This is a genomic window from Muribaculum sp. An289 (assembly GCF_002159555.1).
GTDB classification, from domain to species: Bacteria; Bacteroidota; Bacteroidia; order Bacteroidales; family UBA932; genus Merdivivens; species Merdivivens faecigallinarum.
Window position 1 is genome coordinate 64,940 of record NZ_NFIV01000001.1, and the last position, 15,965, is coordinate 80,904.

Consider the following 15,965-nt stretch of genomic DNA (forward strand, 5'->3'; position numbering starts at 1 on the left):
TTACGATATTCCTTGTGATAATAATGAGTTGTCTTTGTTCTCTATCCTTTTCAAAGTTTCCTTTATCTCCGTAAGCTCATCGGCACTAATTTTAGTGTTCTGCGCTATCTGGATTTGATAGATAATGTTCTGCCTCATAATAGCTATCTGGTCGCTCTGGTTGATCACAAAGGCATTCAACCGTCCGGCAATCACTCCGCCCGTTTCCTCGCTCATCGAAGTAACAGCACCAGTAAGGGGATCGGATTCCTCTTCTTCATCTGTCTGATCCTTGATCCAGTCACCTACACCCTCCAAAGCCATATTGAATTTGTCCGCTCCCTCCTTTACCATTTCCTCAAACCGTTTCTTTTCATAGTCAGAAAGCACATTATCCTGCATGGCTTCTCCAAGATACAGAACGGCATCATTAATGGCTTTTGCAAGGAACTGGCGTTTCAATGCTTCTACAACCGCATTTTTCAGCGTTTCTTTTGTCACTTCTCCCAATGCCTTTGCTGCATCTTCACCTTGACAATAGGCATCTACAAGCGCATCGGCAAAATCATCAATGGCACTTTGAACATCTGTTCCGGCAAGCGTTTCAAGCATATTTCGCTCCAGATCCTCAATCTGTGTGTCAATGTCCTTAATGGCTTCTTCCAATTCTGCAATCTTGTTGTTGTCGGTGTCTTTTTTGTCTTTTTCCGCCTGTATCCGCTGCTTGATAAGCTCCTGTTGTTCCCGGAGATTCTGTTTCTGCAATTCATAGATAGCAAACATATCCCCGTTGTTTTGCTCTTGCTCTAAAGCATTTTTTAGCTCCTTGATTTGCTTTGTAAGTTGGGCATACCTTATGAAGTCCCAGCTTTGACGGGCTACAACCGCCTGTTGCTCCAATGCGGCTATCTCATCCTTTATCCCTTGTATGCGCTGCTCATGCGCTGCCCTTTCCTCATCGCTGTAAACCCAGAATGTCTGGTCGTATGAGTGTTGCAGTCTGTCAAAGGCATTTGATAGCTTATCAACATCCATCTGTATATTCTGAATCCTTTCCTCCAGTTCATCATCATTGTTAAACAGTCCGGCAATCCACTGGATAGCCTGTAAAGCAATGGATATGGCGGCAAGGATAACAGAGCCTTTTTCAGCCGTTGCTATGGCTGCTGACATGGCGATACCAGCGGTGGCAACACCCTGTATCATCTGGATAGTGGATTTGCCAGTCTCACCAAGTAAATCACCCAGTACATCGCAACTGTCTATGGCATCATTAACGAAGTTGAAACACCCCTCGGTGGCAGATGCTAAATTCTTCCAATCCGTTTTTATATTACCGCTGGAATGCTTAGATTTTTGTTCAGCCGTTCCAAAAACAGATTTTATTGCATTCCCTAATGATTTAAACGGATTTACATCAAGGATCTTTTGTTTAGCCTCATCCAACCTATCCAATACGGCTTTCATATCCGCTGGATTCAGATTCATATCAGAGGTATTCATCTTACTTTGAATATCTCTTACCAACTTATCTATTTGCTCCACTGTCAAAGCATCAAGATCCGTAAACAGATTACGCCAACTGTCGCTCTGCATAAGGAATGAAGCATTTAAGGCGGAAAGTGCCTCATTCTCGCCCTCGTTCAGCTTAGCCATTATTTCTTCATTGTTTTGTGCAATGGCTTGTGATCGCAACATCGCATATTCATCCTGAATGGCTTTCTTTTGTTCCTCATAACTTCTGTAATTATTCAGTATCTTATCCTGAATTTCTTTATCCGCTTCCGCCTGCTTCTCCGATATGAATAGGCTTGCTTCCGCTTTCTCATCTTCACCTACCAGCCCTGTACTTCCGCTTACAAGCCTTTCTTTGGCATCGGCTATGGCTTGTACCCTCTCTGCAAGTGTGCTTGATTGCGATATTGCTTCCGTCACACTTTCCTTGAAAAGATCCATTGCGGACTTTGCGCCCGTGATCTCATCATATTGCATATTCAGGGAAATAAGGTGGTTTCTCTCGCCCTCTGTCAGTGTTCCGGCTTCTTTCTTCTGGTTCATTTCTGCTATCTGGTTTTCCAGATATTGTTTGAATGAAGCACCGCCTTTCAGTAAGTTTGCGAACTGTGTGTTCGCCACATCTTCGCCCAGATTACGCACCCAGCGGAAATACAACTCATACTGCTGTTTTTTGTAGGCTATTTCACCATCAAACAACTTATTTTGATCTCTCTGATAACTGGTATTCTCAATGCTTCTTCTCTCATCGAATCCGGCTTGCTCCGTTGCAGTCAATCCACCCATTCCGGCTGCTTTACGTGCTTCCTCCAGTTCTCTTTTCTCTCTGTCTATGCGATCCAGATTCTCTTTGTGCTGTAAGTCCAGAATGGCTTTACGTTTCTCATAGCCATCTTCCATGATAGAGATACGTGCCTCTTCCAGTTTCCGATCCGCTTCCAGTTGCTTGTCTTTTAACGGATCTACCTTGTCAGCCTGTCTGGTAGTTGTCTTTGGTAGTCTTGATTCCAGCCCACTTATGGTTTTCGTCAGTTCCTTATATTTGGCACTATTGATAACCACATTTGAACGCTCTTCTTTAAGCTGCTTGATACGCTCATTTATGCCGGATTCAGTGTTAAGGTTGTCTGTCTTTGTGTCCCTTGCTCCCGTCAGTTCATCCATTAGCTTTTTGAGGCTCTGTAGTTCTGTTGTGTCAGCCTCAACCTTTACTTTCTTGGCATTGAGCGTGTCTATTTGGGTTTGAGTTTCCTGTATCTTCTTATCAAGCTCTTCAAAGGACATACTTACATAGTCCACACTGTCTGTTACTGGCGTGGCATCCTTTGGGGCAAAATAGGCACTAAGGCTATTATCAACTTGGTTAATAGCCTCGTTCATTTCCTTAGCCTTGTTTATCTGTGAGGTCAAGTAGGATTCTACTATACCCTTGAATCCGGCTATCTCTGCATCGGTGGCTTTGGTAGCTGCCTTTGTAGAGTTCAAGATGCTTGCTACAACCTCATTATATTGCTTAGTGAACGCATCCCCGGACATGGAAGCAAGCAACTTGGCATTATCCTCAATCTGGCTTCTTATGGCTTCCTGTACAGCACCTCCCATGTTCCGTATGTTTTCAGATGCTTCATATATCGGTACTTCGTATGTATCACCTCCAGTTGAGCGGTTTGTTACTGTCCGTTTCTTTCCTGTGTCATAGCTTGCATTTCCCAATCTCTTTATGAAGTTGTCATAATTTTCATCTGACTTCTCCAGATATTCCTGTAGTTCCTGCTCGACATACTTAGCCTTGATCTTTTCGGCTGTAGTCTGCTGGATTGCGGCTGTCAGTTCGGCATACTTCAATTTCTGTTGGTCTATGGTGGCATTCTCATCAAGCAAAGTCTTGTTGTATTCCTTGCATATAGCATTGATTTTACGAATGGCATCACCATGAGTTTTCGTGCCTTTCTCCGTATTGCGAAGAATGGCAAACAACAAATCCAGATTATCAATCTGCTTCTTTGTCGTGTCCTGAAACTCTCCCATTGCATCGGTGGCTTCCTCTTCGGAACTTTTGAACAATGTTAGCGCACTGATCAGCATTCCAACCAGAGAAAGAATCCATCCGATCGGATTACTCTTCATGGCAAGCCAAAGCGACTTCATCGCAAGTGTCGCTTTGTTTGTGATAGAGGTTAGTGCAGTCGTTATAGCCCCCTGCGTTGTCTTTGCCGCTGTATCGGCTACAGAGGCTGCTGTTGCCTGCCTTGTAGCTGTAGCCTCCAACTGCTTACGTTTGGTGTAAAAGTCCGTTTGAGCGGCTAATGCGGCTTTTCTGGCGGCACTCTGGTTGTCTTGCGCTGCCTCCAGTTTCTTTTCAGCCGTGGCGATCCTTGTTGCATCCCCGGCTTGCCTTGCCCAATACAGTTCATACCGTGCCATTTCGGTTGCTTGCATGGCAGAAACAGCCGTTTGTTTGGCGGATTCAACTTTTTGTGCTGCTGCCTTGACATCGGTACGCATAGCCTCCAGAGTGGCGGCATTGTTTCTTTGCTTCGCTGCCACTTCTTGCTCCAGAGCGGCACGATATACAGCACTCTTAGCCGATAGATCGGTTTTGCTAAGTGCTTCCCTTTGCTCAACAGTCAATACAGAAGTAGCTACAGCCTCATAATTGGCAGAAGAGGCGGTAAGGTTAAGGTTGGATAAGTATTCCTGCTGTTGTGCTGTCAAAAGTTGCTGTATGGTGGCAATACGGAGTTTCTTTACCAGATTGGCTTGCTCTTCCGCTGTAAGCTCCTTTTGCAATGCGGCTACATGGGCTTGTTGTACAGCTGTCATAGCCTTTATTTGTGCCGCTGTCTGCCCTGTAATGGTGGCTTCTGCTTTCAGTAAGGCTATCTTTGCCTGTTTAACCGTGTTGTCTATCAAAGCAACCCCGGTATATCCCTTTGTGGCAAGTGTATTCAGCATTATTGCCGCCTTGTAGCTTCCATAGGCAATAGTAACAGCCTGTACAATACGGATAATCTCATCCATATTCTCTACAAGGTCTATAGCACCCTGAATAGCTCCAGCGAACAAATCTTCATTATCCTTGCCGATCTTGTTAAGCGCACTATCCCAAGCATCGCCCAAGTTTGAAAGCATACCAGTAAGCGATTTGCTTTGCTCTTGCATGAGGTTGAAATATATTCCTCCCTCACTGGTCATGTTCTTAAATGCTTTCTCTACTTCCGGGAAGCCAACTTTTCCCTCTGTAACCAGCTTGTTAAGTTCTTGCCTATCTACGTTAAGCACCTTTCCCAACTCTTCATAGATAGGAATACCACGCCCGGCAAACTGGCGAATATCCACCGTGTATGCCCTGCCTTGCGATCTCAATGTTCCATAGAGGTAGATAAGATCTCCAAGTGGCGCACTCACACCAGAAGCCACATTACCAAGCATCACGATCTCATCTACCACGCTTCCCACATTTGATCCGAAAGCAAGCATCTGTTTTGCTCCTTGCGCTATACTGGTAAGGTCAAACGGAGTTTTAGCGGCTGTATCTACCAGTTGCGACATAAGCACCTGTGATTTTTCGGTGCTTCTCAACATGGTATTGAAAGCCAGTTCAAGTTGCTGGAACTGCCCACGCACTTGCACAATGCTCTGAACAAGGCTCATCATTCCTTGCCCAACAAGGTAGGAAACGATATACCTTGCCCCGTTTTGCGCAAAGGTCAGAAACGATTGCTCCATGCGGTTTGCTTCCAGCACGGCATTATCAGAGGCGTTTTTGATATACCGCCCCATCGCTTCGCTTGACACTTTGAAATCATCTATATCAAGAGTGGCTTTGAATGCTAATGCTCCACCTATATTTTCCATACTAAATTAAACCTTTGACATAGTTCTTAATATCTTCTTTCGTTTTGAGTTCTCTACGGATAACCTTTCCTCCTGTTTTTGGCTTCGGTAATCCGTTCTCATCCGTTTCTGTTTTCGGAATCGGCTTTGTCCTTGCCATATCCGCCATCATCATCTCTACATTCATCCAAGAGATACCCCAGAGCAAGTAATCATAACTCCAGCTGAACATTTTCAGCAATTCCGCACGATTACCCCACGGGCTGTTTAGCCCGGTTACTCTATCATATCCGCTCTGCTCTTCGGTTTCGTTTTCCCTACTTCCTTGATTGATATGATAGAGGATGTAAAACCCCCGGCATTCATCATCTGGCTTATCACATCGGCAAGTTGCTTCAAACGTGGTACAGTCAGATGCTCAATGAAGAAATCACGGAGTACCTTTGTCTGTTTGTTTACTGGATTAGCGATTGAGCCGTTGTTGATTACTGCAACTGCGGCTATCTCCGCCATGAGGGAAATGTATTTGAAATACTTTTTTGCTTCCTGCGTTGGTTGCTCCTGTATCTTTTCCTCATTGAGTTCTATTTGTAGGTACAGTTTCCTCAAATAGTCAATAGTACCCAGATACAGAGGCTTCACATGGAACTGGCGCATATATACTTCTACCATCTTCCCCTTATCCGTGTCCGGCATTTCCATTACTGACACATTCCAATCTTTAGGAATCCGCCTGTCATGCCATACCTTGACATGGTTAGGGAAATGCTTGTTCCACCAACGTACCCACTTTGGAGGCTTCACCGGGTTAATCTTCAAAGGCACGGAGAATTTCACCCCCATATCCAGAAGTGCCTGTATCGCTTGCTCTTCTATTTCAAGCTGTTGTTCTCTTGTCAGTTCTTTTGGCTTTTCTTCCATAGATATTTCTGTTAAAAAGAAAGCCCCCTACGTTGCTTGCAGGAGGCTTTCCTGTTACATAAAAGCATCAGGATTACGCTTTAGTCGGATCGGTCATAGCCTCATCAATTTGCAACTCGGCTTGATACTGGATCGTGAGCGGCACAAGGCAGATACCCGTTGAAGAGTAGGTAATCTCGAACTTCGGAATGATCCTCACATTCGGGCAACCGATAAACAAGCCCTCTTCCGGCTGCTGCCAAATGGCAAATTCCTTATAAGGCAGTTTCTTAGGTCTTACCCACTTACGGTTAGGAGTTTCCCCCTCTACAGTTCCGCCAAAATAGCGTGCAAGCAAATCCAGATCTGGATCCATCAGCGAAAGTGCCAATGTGGTTTCAGTTTCGCCTACCTGTGTAATCTTCTTGCTTGAAGTTTCTGACTTATGTACCGTTGTTTCAGGGTCAGAATCGGTAAGCTGGCAAGTGTCTTGATACACATCGCCAAGATCTTTCCAACCAGCGCCTTTTGCTGGCATAGTACCGTCAGCTCCCGCATCGGCAACATAGATCTTCTTCAATCCCATTGTTGATAATACTGGCATAGTCGTAAAATTTATTGGTTCATTTTCTTTTCTCTAACTGTTATCTCCAAAGCGATAGAAACAAAGTGTTCGTTATGGTCTGGCTCTTTGATAGGAGGATTGATCAAACCGATATTCCAGTTATAACCGCTTCCTATCTCGTAGTGGTTCTGCAAGACTGCAATAACCTTTTTCCTTATGTCTATCAGCCTCTGGTAGTCTATTCTGTACACGGGTGGATTTGTACGCTTCTTCACCTTATCCGGCACATGAATGTTTACGTTGATTTGCCCGTAACGCACGGATTCCTCACCGTCTATTGCATGAGGGACTATAATCACATCTTCTTTGCTGTAGTCGTTACGTTCATAGTCAATGCTCCCTGTAATCATGGTTTTTACTTCACTTCCCACAAGCATTTGATACACCCGTACCGCTATCTCTTCCGTTGTAATCATAACACACCTCCGAACAATTCATTTGCCTTTGATTTGGCTTTTGCCATAAGTTGATTCATTGCGGCTGGAAAATCCTTTTTGGCTTTCAGTTCTGCCGGAAGAATGACATTGTAACCCTTAGCCTCAACGTAAGCTGCGTAATTCATCCCGGCTACTATAATGAGAGAGAAAGCATCAGGCAAGCTGTTAGCCATTTGCATAGCCACTTTAAGGCTTGCTTTAGCTCCCTCATTGTTAGGCTGGTTTTCCCCACTAAAGTATTCCAGTTTCTTGTTACGCACTATCGCATAGGATATAGAGTTTGTGAGGTTTCCCGTCCTGTCTATATAGCTGTGCTTCTCCTTAGCGTACTTCACAAGGCTTTCGCCAAGAAACTTCAACAGGTAGAGTGTGGCGTTTTCAAGTCGGACTTGAAACGCTGCCACTGCCTGTGAAATGACACTGCTATGATTGTTAGTCGGAGCTATCCCCATATCTCAATGTATCTTCTGTTAAGGTTATCCACGCCTTGAATCTCGAAAACTGCTACTTTGCCATCCTCACTTGTGATCTGTACTGGCGTTGCAATATCCAGATTTCCTTTGAAGCACTTTGGTATAAGTACATCGTAAGTGTACTGGTGCATTTGCCCGTCTGTACCGATCTTTTGTTTGGCTGGCACGAATGTTTCTATCTGGCACTCGCAACCGTCCATCCAGTCGCCCGTTTGAGGCTCTGAAACAATAAACCCGGTATTCGGATCTATTTGCTCATCCTGAATTTCCTTGTATTTGAAAGTACCGTTATATCTCATGGCTACCACATATTAGATCCGTCCGTGATAGACGGGACTTCGACAAACTCCGAGGCATCCAGACCGTTTTCACTGCAAATAGCCTTGATACGCTTCTTTAGCTCATCCACGCTGTACCCTTGTGAGGATTTGCCCATGCTGTCACTTGTGAGGACAACCATTTTCTTTAGCACCTTGATAGCGGCAATGGCAATAGGTTTCCTATCCGTTTCCGCATCGTATTCGGCATCAGAATTGCCCACATTCGCATCAGCAAGAGCCTTTTTCAACGCAAGAGGGCTTGGCGTATATGGTTCAAGTTCACCGATCAGAGCATCGTATTTTGTCAAATTACCCATCTTAGACCTCCTTGTTAAGTATTTCAGAGAGTGAAGCGGCTTGCTCTTCCGTCAGCTCCTCCAGCTTCTTAGAAACACCTTTTACCCCGGCATTCTTTGAGGCTGGATTACCGATTTCTTCAAGTGCTGCTTTCACCTCATCAAGTCCGTATTCTTTCTGTTGGAATGAGATTGTTTCGGGCTTCTTCTCATCAGCCTTTTCATCGTCCCCATCACCAACAGAAGTAATCTCACACATACCACGCTTCACAAGGTCGTTTACCCTGCTTAGGTCGTTTGTGGTAAGAAGATCGCCAGACTTGTAAATAGTCTGGTGATCATTCTTATCTCTGAAAGGCTTTAATACTACCAGTTTCATAGTTTAGCCCTCCATAAGAGCATCAATGCCCTCAAACTCCTGCTTGGTGCAATACATACGCTCGTTTCCGTTGGAATCTGCCGGGATCGTCTTTTCGGAAATGCCTCTTACCTGCATACAGATAATGGCATTAATATCCGTAATGATAGGCAGCAAGCGTCCAGATCCTTGCGTAACTTCACCTGCTACCTGACCAGTGGATTCACCAGTACGCCACTTGGCGATACGGATTCCGTTACCAGCGTTCATGTAGTCCACATCGTCCTCTTCCATGAGTTCGCTGTCCTCAATAGACGGCTGGATTTCACCGATAACTCCGGCTGGCTTGATACAGATAAAGTTGTGATTCCACGGCTCAACAGATCCACGCTTACCGTCCTTGTCCTGTCCCATCTTACGGGTGACAACCGTAATGTTCGGGATTTCGTTTTCACCCAAAAGAGTTTCCAGTTGGGTTTTGGTTACGGTCTGCGCCTGTTTGTCGTTTCCATGCACCAGCAAGCGTGTGGTTTGATCCATACGCAACCAGTAGTAGAGATCCTGCGACATCAGGATTTCGCCCGGCTCAATTCCCCTTTGGCGAAGATCGGCACAAATGGCAGCAAGCATCAGAACGGGGCTTAACTTGCCTGCCTTAGTGTTTGCCGTAGTCCAGTTGAAAGCCGAAACGAGCTTGTTAGCCTCATCCATGTTGTAGTCGATCTCAAACTCCCTACCACCCGGATTGTTGATAGCTGGTTTGAACTGTGCAACACCCCAGTTGGAGAATGCCATAAGCGCAATGAAGTCCATGACATCTTTGCAGCCCAGATAGGCATCCTGCACATCCGCTTTGAGCGTCTTTTCGATCTCCCTAACCTTCTGAGCCTCCGAAAGACGGGGATTCTCGTACACTTCCATCAGCTTGCGATAGGTACGGGCTGGCATAAAGAACTTGTGACCCACACGGGGTATCTCCTTAGTCCAAATATCGAAGCCGTCAGAGCGTCTTTGAGGGGTAGGTGATTCATCAGCAAGCAGCGTAGCCATGAAGCGCAACCGATACTTGCCCATAATTCCCTCCGCTGTCAGTGACATTTGAGGGGTATTGTAGGTAAACCAGTTATCGGAGTACATCTTCTGGAACAAGGCTACTTCCCTTTCAGAAGCCTTATCGAAAGCCTTGCGCCACGTTGCCAGAAAGTCAATGGGTCTGCCATCCTTGTACAGACCTTTGAATTTTGAATAAATTGATTTCATGCGTTATCCTCCTTTCTTTAGAATGATTGAGTGAGTTTAACGTGCGGATTGGCTTTCAGGAACTTTCCTGTAGTGTCTTTCTGGCTTGCCGGGATAGGCGGAACACGCCTTTCATACATTGCGTATTGCATTGTATCTGCCGACACATCAATGCCAGTTTCAAACTCGCTTACCTCCACATCGTAGATAGTTACAGCGTTAGCCTCACCGATTTCAGCGGCATTGGAAGATTTATCCACTACCTCCACCAGTACATCATCCTTAGCAAGCCCGGTGATTTCTTTGGAAAGCGTGATAATGTAGTTTTCGTTCTTAGCCTCAATCTTGGAGATAGAAACAGCATCGGCAAAAGTGCCAGAGATAGCACCAGCCTTAGCCACCTTATCGCCAACAGCGAAGCAAGGAGCAAAAAACTCATCCACCAGCAAGCGAACGATCTTCTTATCATCGCTATCCACCTCCACCACCTTAGCGGTTTTCACCACGCTAACGAGCCGGGTTTGCTCATCGTAGATTGCAAGAGTTCCAGCCGGGATAGTGTCGCCAACATTGAAACGCTGTTTGGTGACATCCAGATTGAAACCGCCTTGCACAATAGAGGGACTACCCGTAAATATCGGGCGTTCCCCTGTAAATGAGTGCTTTTTCCTTTTCATTGCGATTTTATTTAACAGTGATTGATTCCAGCAAGCTATCAGCAGCTTCATCTATCTGTTTTTCGCTTGCCGCTTTAGAACCCTCTGAATCATCAGGCGCAAGACCTGCCGTAATGAAGTCTTGTTTGAGATTTGCTACAGCCTCTTCTATATCCTCATCATCGGATATGGATTTGGCGAAGCGATCACGGAACTTAGCCGGAATCTTGTGCTTTGCCATAGCAGCGTTAATATCCGCCATTCGCTTTGCCTTGTTTTCGTCAGCCTCATACTTAGCCAACTTCTCTTCCAGAGCCTTAATCCGCTTCTCATTCGGATCATCCTTTTTGTTGGGATCATCGCCAGAGCCTTTGCCGCCCTTATCGTCTGGATCGTCATCTTCTCCGTCCTTTTTCCCTTTTTTTGAATCATCCTTTTTCTTGTTTGCCCATCTGGTAGCTTCTCCCTGACTTTCAGTAGCCACGTCAGCTATCAGGTTTGCAGTCGTTTCAATCGCTGCATCATCGGTCGAATCATCCTCAATGCTGCCACCCAATTTTTCGGTTATCGCTTTAAGGTACTTCTCCGATAGACCAGTGTCCTTACACAAGTCCTTGACCTTTTCAAAGAGTTTCTTATTCATACTTGAATTGCATTTATAGTCCGTTAATATGTGACTTCTACAGCGCAAATATAGAAAATAATTCTGTATATATGTGTTTATTGAACACATAAAGAAGATTTTTTAGCCTTAAAATGCCTGTTTTTCTCAGTACGCAGAAAATATTTCCGTAAATTCACCCTGTAAATGCCATTTCGTCAACTCTGCGTGTCGGCACAGCCGTACTTTTGCGGTGTGCAATGGCATAGGAAACAACAAGAGTATTAACCAAGTGAAATGTTACAGAAATGGCAGAAATCAATTATTCAGTAGCGGCAATGAAGAACCCTATGAAGCAAAGCGAGCCGCCAAAGTATTATGCGAAGATGCAAGCCAGCGGCATAGTGGATATGGACGATCTGGCAGAAGAAATCAGTTATGCAACGACCCTCACGGACGGGGACATCTTGAACGTGCTTCGTGCGCTCATCAAGCAGATGAAACGCCACCTGAAAAGCGGCAAGATTGTGAAGCTGGAAAAGTTCGGCAACTTCCAGTTTCAGATATGCAGCGAGGGCACAGAAACCGAAAAGGAGTTTACCCCTGCGTGCATCACCAAAGTAAACATCCAGTTCCGACCGGGCACATTGTTGAGAGAGGTGCAAAACCTTGACACCCTTACTTTCAAGAAAGTACCCAAGAAGAGCGAAAGCAGCGGCAACACTTCCGAAGATGAAGATGATTCATCCGACTATGAAGAGAACCCGTTGGGATAATCACTACATAGCCATTGCATAGTGAAGAGTGATCTACTATATAGTAATTGAACGACTACCCTATAGTAACGCAACATTTACTATAGGGTAATTTTTTATCTTAGAACGAGCGTATGAAAGCAATCAGAATGGGCGAACTCGCCTGCCAATACTTCCCGAACTCCACCAAGCGGAGTGCCGTAACACAACTCCGGCGGTGGATTATCCTTTGCACCCCGTTAAGGGAGCGACTGGATGAGCTTTGTTTCCGGAAAGGGCAACGCATACTGACACCCCTACAGCACGAGGCGATATTGAAGTTTTTGGGAGAGCCGGGTGAATAGGTGTGTTCCTTGGACACATAATCAACCAACGAACCAAAATTTGCGAGCCAAATACTTTTTTTATTGAGGCAATATATCTATATTTGCAACGTAAAAAGTGCCGGAATGCACAAGCTGTACTCCTTGCACTATAATAAGGAACTTTAGGGATGCCCTTTGCGGTGTCCCTTTTTCATTAAAAGACAAATGAATGAAAACCGCAACAACAATAGAAGAACAAATTCAGTTACTCCATAGCAGGGGCATGGAGTTTCCCAATGAGGAAAAGGCTAAGGAAATCTTGCTGGATATTGGTTATTACCGATTGGGCTTTTACTGGTTTCCATACGAGCGTACCTATCCGGCAAAGAACAACCGCAACCATAAGTTTAAGGATAACACCTCTTTTGAAAATGTGGTTACGCTCTATTATTTCGACCACGACCTAAGAAGCATCATCGCCCCTTACCTGTATCGGATAGAGGTTAACTTCCGCACATTCCTCACTTACACGGTTTCCAACAGATACAAGAACAATCCCACATGGTTTGCCGATCCACGGATTGTAAGCAGTGACTTTGTAGCCTATCTGCCTAATTGCTATAAGACGATATGCAAGAATGAGGCTATCAAGCACCACCACAGCAAGTACATCAACGACATATACGCCCCGGCATGGAAAACACTGGAATATATGACATTCGGGGATATTCTCTACCTGTATTCCAGCCTGAAAGACCAGACGCTGAAAGAAGCCATAGCCCTACATTATAATATAAGGAACGTAGATGTGTTTGAAAACTACATGGGTACGTTGCGAGTGATACGCAACCTGTGTGCGCATGGTCATAACATCTACGATTTGAAGCTGCAAAAACGAATCCGAAAAGGTCCGATAGCGGAACTGAAAGGAAGCAGGTTGCATGATTTGGCTGGCGGGTTGCTGGTACTGACTTACATCCTTAACTCCATTTCAATGAATAGGGTACAGGATTTGCGCTACAAGCTGAATCTTTTGGTGTCGCAACCGCAAATCAGCAACATAGAAGATGTGATAAAGGATTTGAAAGACTTTATTAAAGAAAGCAAGTAAATGTGTTATTTGTAATATACACAATTCATGGGCATACGATTTAGAAAACGGGTAAAGGTGCTTCCGGGTGTGACATTGAATTTCAGCAAAAGCGGAATCAGTACGACCATAGGCACAAGGGGAGCAAGCGTAAATATAGGTAAAAACGGTGTGTATGGCAATGCCGGAATACCCGGAACTGGCATTTACATGAGGGAGAAAATAGCCGGAAGCAAAAAGTCAAAAGCTAAGAAATCCACACGTAATACCTATACTAATATAGATACCCCAATCAGTACGCAAACAGGCATTCCAGAAAGCAACGCACCAGCCACTGACAACTTTTCGTTTGGCTGTATGACTGTTGTAGTAAGTATCATATTCGGAATCTTTTTCGCTTGGGGTTTAGGTAACATCAAATTGACTTTCGTTATTGCACCAGTTGTAATGCTTTTGGTATTTATTACCCGGTTTGCCAAAGAGCAAAACAAAGAAGAAGATAAACCACAATCCGCCACTACGGAAAGGGTGCTGTTGGATGAATTGCTACAATACAAGTCCGTGACGGATGAAGAAACCTTTAAGCAACTGTTGGAGTACAAGAAAATGGGAGCAGTCCACGTGAATATCCCTATCGGCACGTTGGATAAGCTAAAGCAGATGAAAGCGGATGAAAAAGCGAAGCATGAAAAGGAACTTTCGGAACTTCAACAATCCGATGGAACTACTACACCCGGCTCTATGGAAGAATATAAGAAAAATGCCTTGCTTGCCGAATTTGAGAAAGACTACGAGAAAGCCAGCGAGAACTGGATGCAATATCTGAATGAAACGATGAAAAGCAAACGTGAACTGGAGGATGAAGTATTGGAACGTACTTTGTCTTGTTTCCGCAAAACGACCAATCTACAGCGTGAATTTTTCATGTATGAAGATTTGATAGCGCATTATCCAGATCACCCGAAACGCAGCGAATGGGAGAATGAACGGAACGAACTGGAAAGGATTATCCGGGCGCAAGAGAAATAATATCTGCGTTCAATAAACACATAATCACCTTACAGCCAAAGATTTTTCAAAATTTCTTTGGCTGTTTCGTTTATACTGTCTACATTTGCTCTTGTGCTACATATCTGAAAGGCGGGTCGTTCAGCCTGCCATTGTCGGTAAGGCTATTTTTATGCCTTGAAGTGTCGTAAGACTATCTACCGATATACGGCTTTCATACCCCCGTGTGGAGCGTTAATGCGCCCACTGCCTTTCAGGTGTAGCACAACGGGAAAGATGGAAGCCGTTTTTCATTTTCCCACTAACAGACTTTATAAGTTATGTGCAAACCTGAAAGAAGTCTGGAAGTGAACAATAGTAGCAACCAGACAGGGACAGTCCACCAAACGGACTACAAGGCAAACCGTGAACGCTTGAAAGAAGTGTTGCGCAAGGCTGTGGAACTCCAATGCAAACTGAATGAGCTTGCGGAGTACCTTTCTATGGACGGAGAATTTGACCGTGAATTTACGGAAGCCGAAGACAGGCTGCAAATGCTCATCCACAACGACCTCTCACCCATGTTGGGCTACCTCTTCATCAACGAAGAATTTCAAAAACTGGAGGAAGCCGTATGAATGATTCAAAGACATTTATCTACGAGGGTAGCCCCGTCACATTCCAGATAGGAGAGGCTACTATGGTGAACGCTACGGAAATGGCTAAACCTTTCGGGAAACAACCCGTGTTCTGGCTCAACAACCAATACACCAAAGGATTTTTGAAAGAATTAGCCGAACTTAGAAATTTAAGTTCGGCTGATTTAGTGAGAGTTATAAAGGGTGGAAACGATAAAAACGCACAAGGCACATGGTTTCATGAAGATGTAGCTTTGGAGTTTGCCCGTTGGCTTAGTCCGCAATTCGCCATTTGGTGCAACGACCGGATTAAGGAGTTGATGAAGTACGGAGTGACCGCCACGCCCCAGACCATAGACAGCGTACTTGCCGACCCGGACAATGCGATACGGCTTCTTACGGCACTGAAAGAGGAGCGCAAGGCGTTGAAAGCCGCCAACAAACAGATTGCCGTGCTGGAAGATCAGAAGAAAGCCTACCATTCCGAAAACCGCCGCTTGCTGAAACTGAAAGACAGACAGGATGAAATCATGCGTGAACAAGCCCCGCTGGTGGAGTATGCGCAAAACGTGCTTGACAGCTACGACACGTTCACTTCCACGCAGATAGCAAAGGAACTTGGCATGAGCGCACAAGCCTTGCACAAGTTCCTGAAAGATGCCGGGGTGATGTTCAAGCACGGCAGCCAGTGGTTTCTGTATGCCAAGTACCAAGCCAAAGGGTATGTAAAGACACGGGAACACACCTACCAGCGCAAAGATGGGCGCACGGGGTTGTTCCTTACGACCGTATGGACGGAAGCCGGACGGATGTTCGTGCGCCGGGTGGTGCAACTGAAACTCTCCATGACTAACCCGCCAGCGGAATAATCTGCCAATGGCATAAGACGAAGAAAGGCAGGGGAAGCGATTCCCTTGCCTTTGCTCAACTGCTGGTGGTGCGAATAATGCACGG

The 15,965-nt window shown here is 45.1% G+C and carries 17 protein-coding genes; 6 read left to right on the forward strand and 11 right to left on the reverse strand.

What is annotated here, in order from left to right; translation table 11 throughout:
* From B5F83_RS00290 to B5F83_RS00345, 11 genes are all read right to left on the reverse strand, one after another.
* Positions 1-5,352, reverse strand: coding sequence for a tape measure protein (locus tag B5F83_RS00290; protein ID WP_087325124.1), 5,352 nt, complete (start codon positions 5,350-5,352; stop codon positions 1-3).
* 255 nt (positions 5,353-5,607) lie between these two features.
* Positions 5,608-6,252 carry a hypothetical protein gene (locus tag B5F83_RS00300; RefSeq protein ID WP_021927440.1) on the reverse strand — a complete coding sequence of 215 codons (645 nt, stop codon included), beginning with the start codon at positions 6,250-6,252 and terminating at the stop codon, positions 5,608-5,610.
* A gap of 73 nt (positions 6,253-6,325) precedes the next feature.
* On the reverse strand, positions 6,326-6,835 hold the full coding sequence (locus tag B5F83_RS00305) for a hypothetical protein (protein ID WP_087325129.1): 510 nt from the start codon (positions 6,833-6,835) through the stop codon (positions 6,326-6,328).
* Between the two features lie 11 nt (positions 6,836-6,846).
* Complete coding sequence (locus tag B5F83_RS00310; protein WP_087325131.1) at positions 6,847-7,272, reverse strand: hypothetical protein; 426 nt, start codon at positions 7,270-7,272, stop codon at positions 6,847-6,849.
* Entirely contained in the window at positions 7,269-7,745 is a 477-nt protein-coding gene (locus tag B5F83_RS00315; protein WP_087325133.1) for a hypothetical protein, read from the reverse strand. The genes B5F83_RS00310 and B5F83_RS00315 overlap by 4 nt, the downstream gene beginning before the upstream one ends.
* Entirely contained in the window at positions 7,736-8,065 is a 330-nt protein-coding gene (locus B5F83_RS00320) for a hypothetical protein (RefSeq protein ID WP_087207085.1), read from the reverse strand. The genes B5F83_RS00315 and B5F83_RS00320 overlap by 10 nt, the downstream gene beginning before the upstream one ends.
* 2 nt (positions 8,066-8,067) lie before the next feature.
* Positions 8,068-8,403, reverse strand: coding sequence for a DUF6706 family protein (locus tag B5F83_RS00325; protein WP_021927445.1), 336 nt, complete (start codon positions 8,401-8,403; stop codon positions 8,068-8,070).
* Between the two features lies 1 nt (position 8,404).
* Positions 8,405-8,761 (reverse strand): hypothetical protein, encoded by a 357-nt coding sequence (locus B5F83_RS00330; RefSeq protein WP_021927446.1) that lies wholly within the window; start codon positions 8,759-8,761, stop codon positions 8,405-8,407.
* A gap of 3 nt (positions 8,762-8,764) precedes the next feature.
* Positions 8,765-10,000, reverse strand: coding sequence for a hypothetical protein (locus B5F83_RS00335; protein WP_087325135.1), 1,236 nt, complete (start codon positions 9,998-10,000; stop codon positions 8,765-8,767).
* A gap of 17 nt (positions 10,001-10,017) precedes the next feature.
* Positions 10,018-10,707: a hypothetical protein gene (locus B5F83_RS00340; protein ID WP_239383783.1), complete on the reverse strand. Its 690-nt coding sequence runs from the start codon at positions 10,705-10,707 to the stop codon at positions 10,018-10,020.
* Entirely contained in the window at positions 10,664-11,278 is a 615-nt protein-coding gene (locus B5F83_RS00345) for a hypothetical protein (protein WP_087207077.1), read from the reverse strand. Before B5F83_RS00345 ends, B5F83_RS00340 begins: the two co-directional genes overlap by 44 nt.
* A 266-nt stretch (positions 11,279-11,544) precedes the next feature.
* Between B5F83_RS00345 and B5F83_RS00350 the strand changes: the two genes are divergently transcribed.
* The 6 genes from B5F83_RS00350 (at position 11,545) to B5F83_RS00375 (ending at position 15,880) form a co-directional block, all read left to right on the forward strand.
* Entirely contained in the window at positions 11,545-12,012 is a 468-nt protein-coding gene (locus tag B5F83_RS00350) for an HU family DNA-binding protein (protein WP_087325139.1), read from the forward strand.
* Between the two features lie 113 nt (positions 12,013-12,125).
* Positions 12,126-12,335 carry a DUF4248 domain-containing protein gene (locus B5F83_RS00355; RefSeq protein ID WP_087325141.1) on the forward strand — a complete coding sequence of 70 codons (210 nt, stop codon included), beginning with the start codon at positions 12,126-12,128 and terminating at the stop codon, positions 12,333-12,335.
* Between the two features lie 190 nt (positions 12,336-12,525).
* Positions 12,526-13,407 (forward strand): Abi family protein, encoded by an 882-nt coding sequence (locus tag B5F83_RS00360; protein ID WP_087325143.1) that lies wholly within the window; start codon positions 12,526-12,528, stop codon positions 13,405-13,407.
* A gap of 27 nt (positions 13,408-13,434) precedes the next feature.
* Positions 13,435-14,415: a DUF4236 domain-containing protein gene (locus tag B5F83_RS00365; RefSeq protein ID WP_087325145.1), complete on the forward strand. Its 981-nt coding sequence runs from the start codon at positions 13,435-13,437 to the stop codon at positions 14,413-14,415.
* A gap of 299 nt (positions 14,416-14,714) precedes the next feature.
* A complete protein-coding gene (locus B5F83_RS00370) occupies positions 14,715-15,011 on the forward strand; it encodes a hypothetical protein (RefSeq protein ID WP_087325147.1) in 297 nt (98 codons plus the stop codon).
* Positions 15,008-15,880 carry a phage antirepressor KilAC domain-containing protein gene (locus B5F83_RS00375; RefSeq protein ID WP_087325149.1) on the forward strand — a complete coding sequence of 291 codons (873 nt, stop codon included), beginning with the start codon at positions 15,008-15,010 and terminating at the stop codon, positions 15,878-15,880. Before B5F83_RS00370 ends, B5F83_RS00375 begins: the two co-directional genes overlap by 4 nt.
* Positions 15,881-15,965 lie beyond the last annotated feature (85 nt).

Excerpts from the sequence above, each read along its gene's own strand:
- B5F83_RS00290 (WP_087325124.1), bottom strand. The coding sequence starts at position 5,352 with ATGGAAAATATAGGTGGAGCATTAGCATTCAAAGCCACTCTTGATATA.
- B5F83_RS00300 (WP_021927440.1), bottom strand. The coding sequence starts at position 6,252 with ATGGAAGAAAAGCCAAAAGAACTGACAAGAGAACAACAGCTTGAAATA.
- B5F83_RS00305 (WP_087325129.1), bottom strand. The coding sequence starts at position 6,835 with ATGCCAGTATTATCAACAATGGGATTGAAGAAGATCTATGTTGCCGAT.
- B5F83_RS00310 (WP_087325131.1), bottom strand. The coding sequence starts at position 7,272 with ATGATTACAACGGAAGAGATAGCGGTACGGGTGTATCAAATGCTTGTG.
- B5F83_RS00315 (WP_087325133.1), bottom strand. The coding sequence starts at position 7,745 with ATGGGGATAGCTCCGACTAACAATCATAGCAGTGTCATTTCACAGGCA.
- B5F83_RS00320 (WP_087207085.1), bottom strand. The coding sequence starts at position 8,065 with ATGAGATATAACGGTACTTTCAAATACAAGGAAATTCAGGATGAGCAA.
- B5F83_RS00325 (WP_021927445.1), bottom strand. The coding sequence starts at position 8,403 with ATGGGTAATTTGACAAAATACGATGCTCTGATCGGTGAACTTGAACCA.
- B5F83_RS00330 (WP_021927446.1), bottom strand. The coding sequence starts at position 8,761 with ATGAAACTGGTAGTATTAAAGCCTTTCAGAGATAAGAATGATCACCAG.
- B5F83_RS00335 (WP_087325135.1), bottom strand. The coding sequence starts at position 10,000 with ATGAAATCAATTTATTCAAAATTCAAAGGTCTGTACAAGGATGGCAGA.
- B5F83_RS00340 (WP_239383783.1), bottom strand. The coding sequence starts at position 10,707 with ATGAAGCTGCTGATAGCTTGCTGGAATCAATCACTGTTAAATAAAATC.
- B5F83_RS00345 (WP_087207077.1), bottom strand. The coding sequence starts at position 11,278 with ATGAATAAGAAACTCTTTGAAAAGGTCAAGGACTTGTGTAAGGACACT.
- B5F83_RS00350 (WP_087325139.1), top strand. The coding sequence starts at position 11,545 with ATGGCAGAAATCAATTATTCAGTAGCGGCAATGAAGAACCCTATGAAG.
- B5F83_RS00355 (WP_087325141.1), top strand. The coding sequence starts at position 12,126 with ATGAAAGCAATCAGAATGGGCGAACTCGCCTGCCAATACTTCCCGAAC.
- B5F83_RS00360 (WP_087325143.1), top strand. The coding sequence starts at position 12,526 with ATGAAAACCGCAACAACAATAGAAGAACAAATTCAGTTACTCCATAGC.
- B5F83_RS00365 (WP_087325145.1), top strand. The coding sequence starts at position 13,435 with ATGGGCATACGATTTAGAAAACGGGTAAAGGTGCTTCCGGGTGTGACA.
- B5F83_RS00370 (WP_087325147.1), top strand. The coding sequence starts at position 14,715 with ATGTGCAAACCTGAAAGAAGTCTGGAAGTGAACAATAGTAGCAACCAG.
- B5F83_RS00375 (WP_087325149.1), top strand. The coding sequence starts at position 15,008 with ATGAATGATTCAAAGACATTTATCTACGAGGGTAGCCCCGTCACATTC.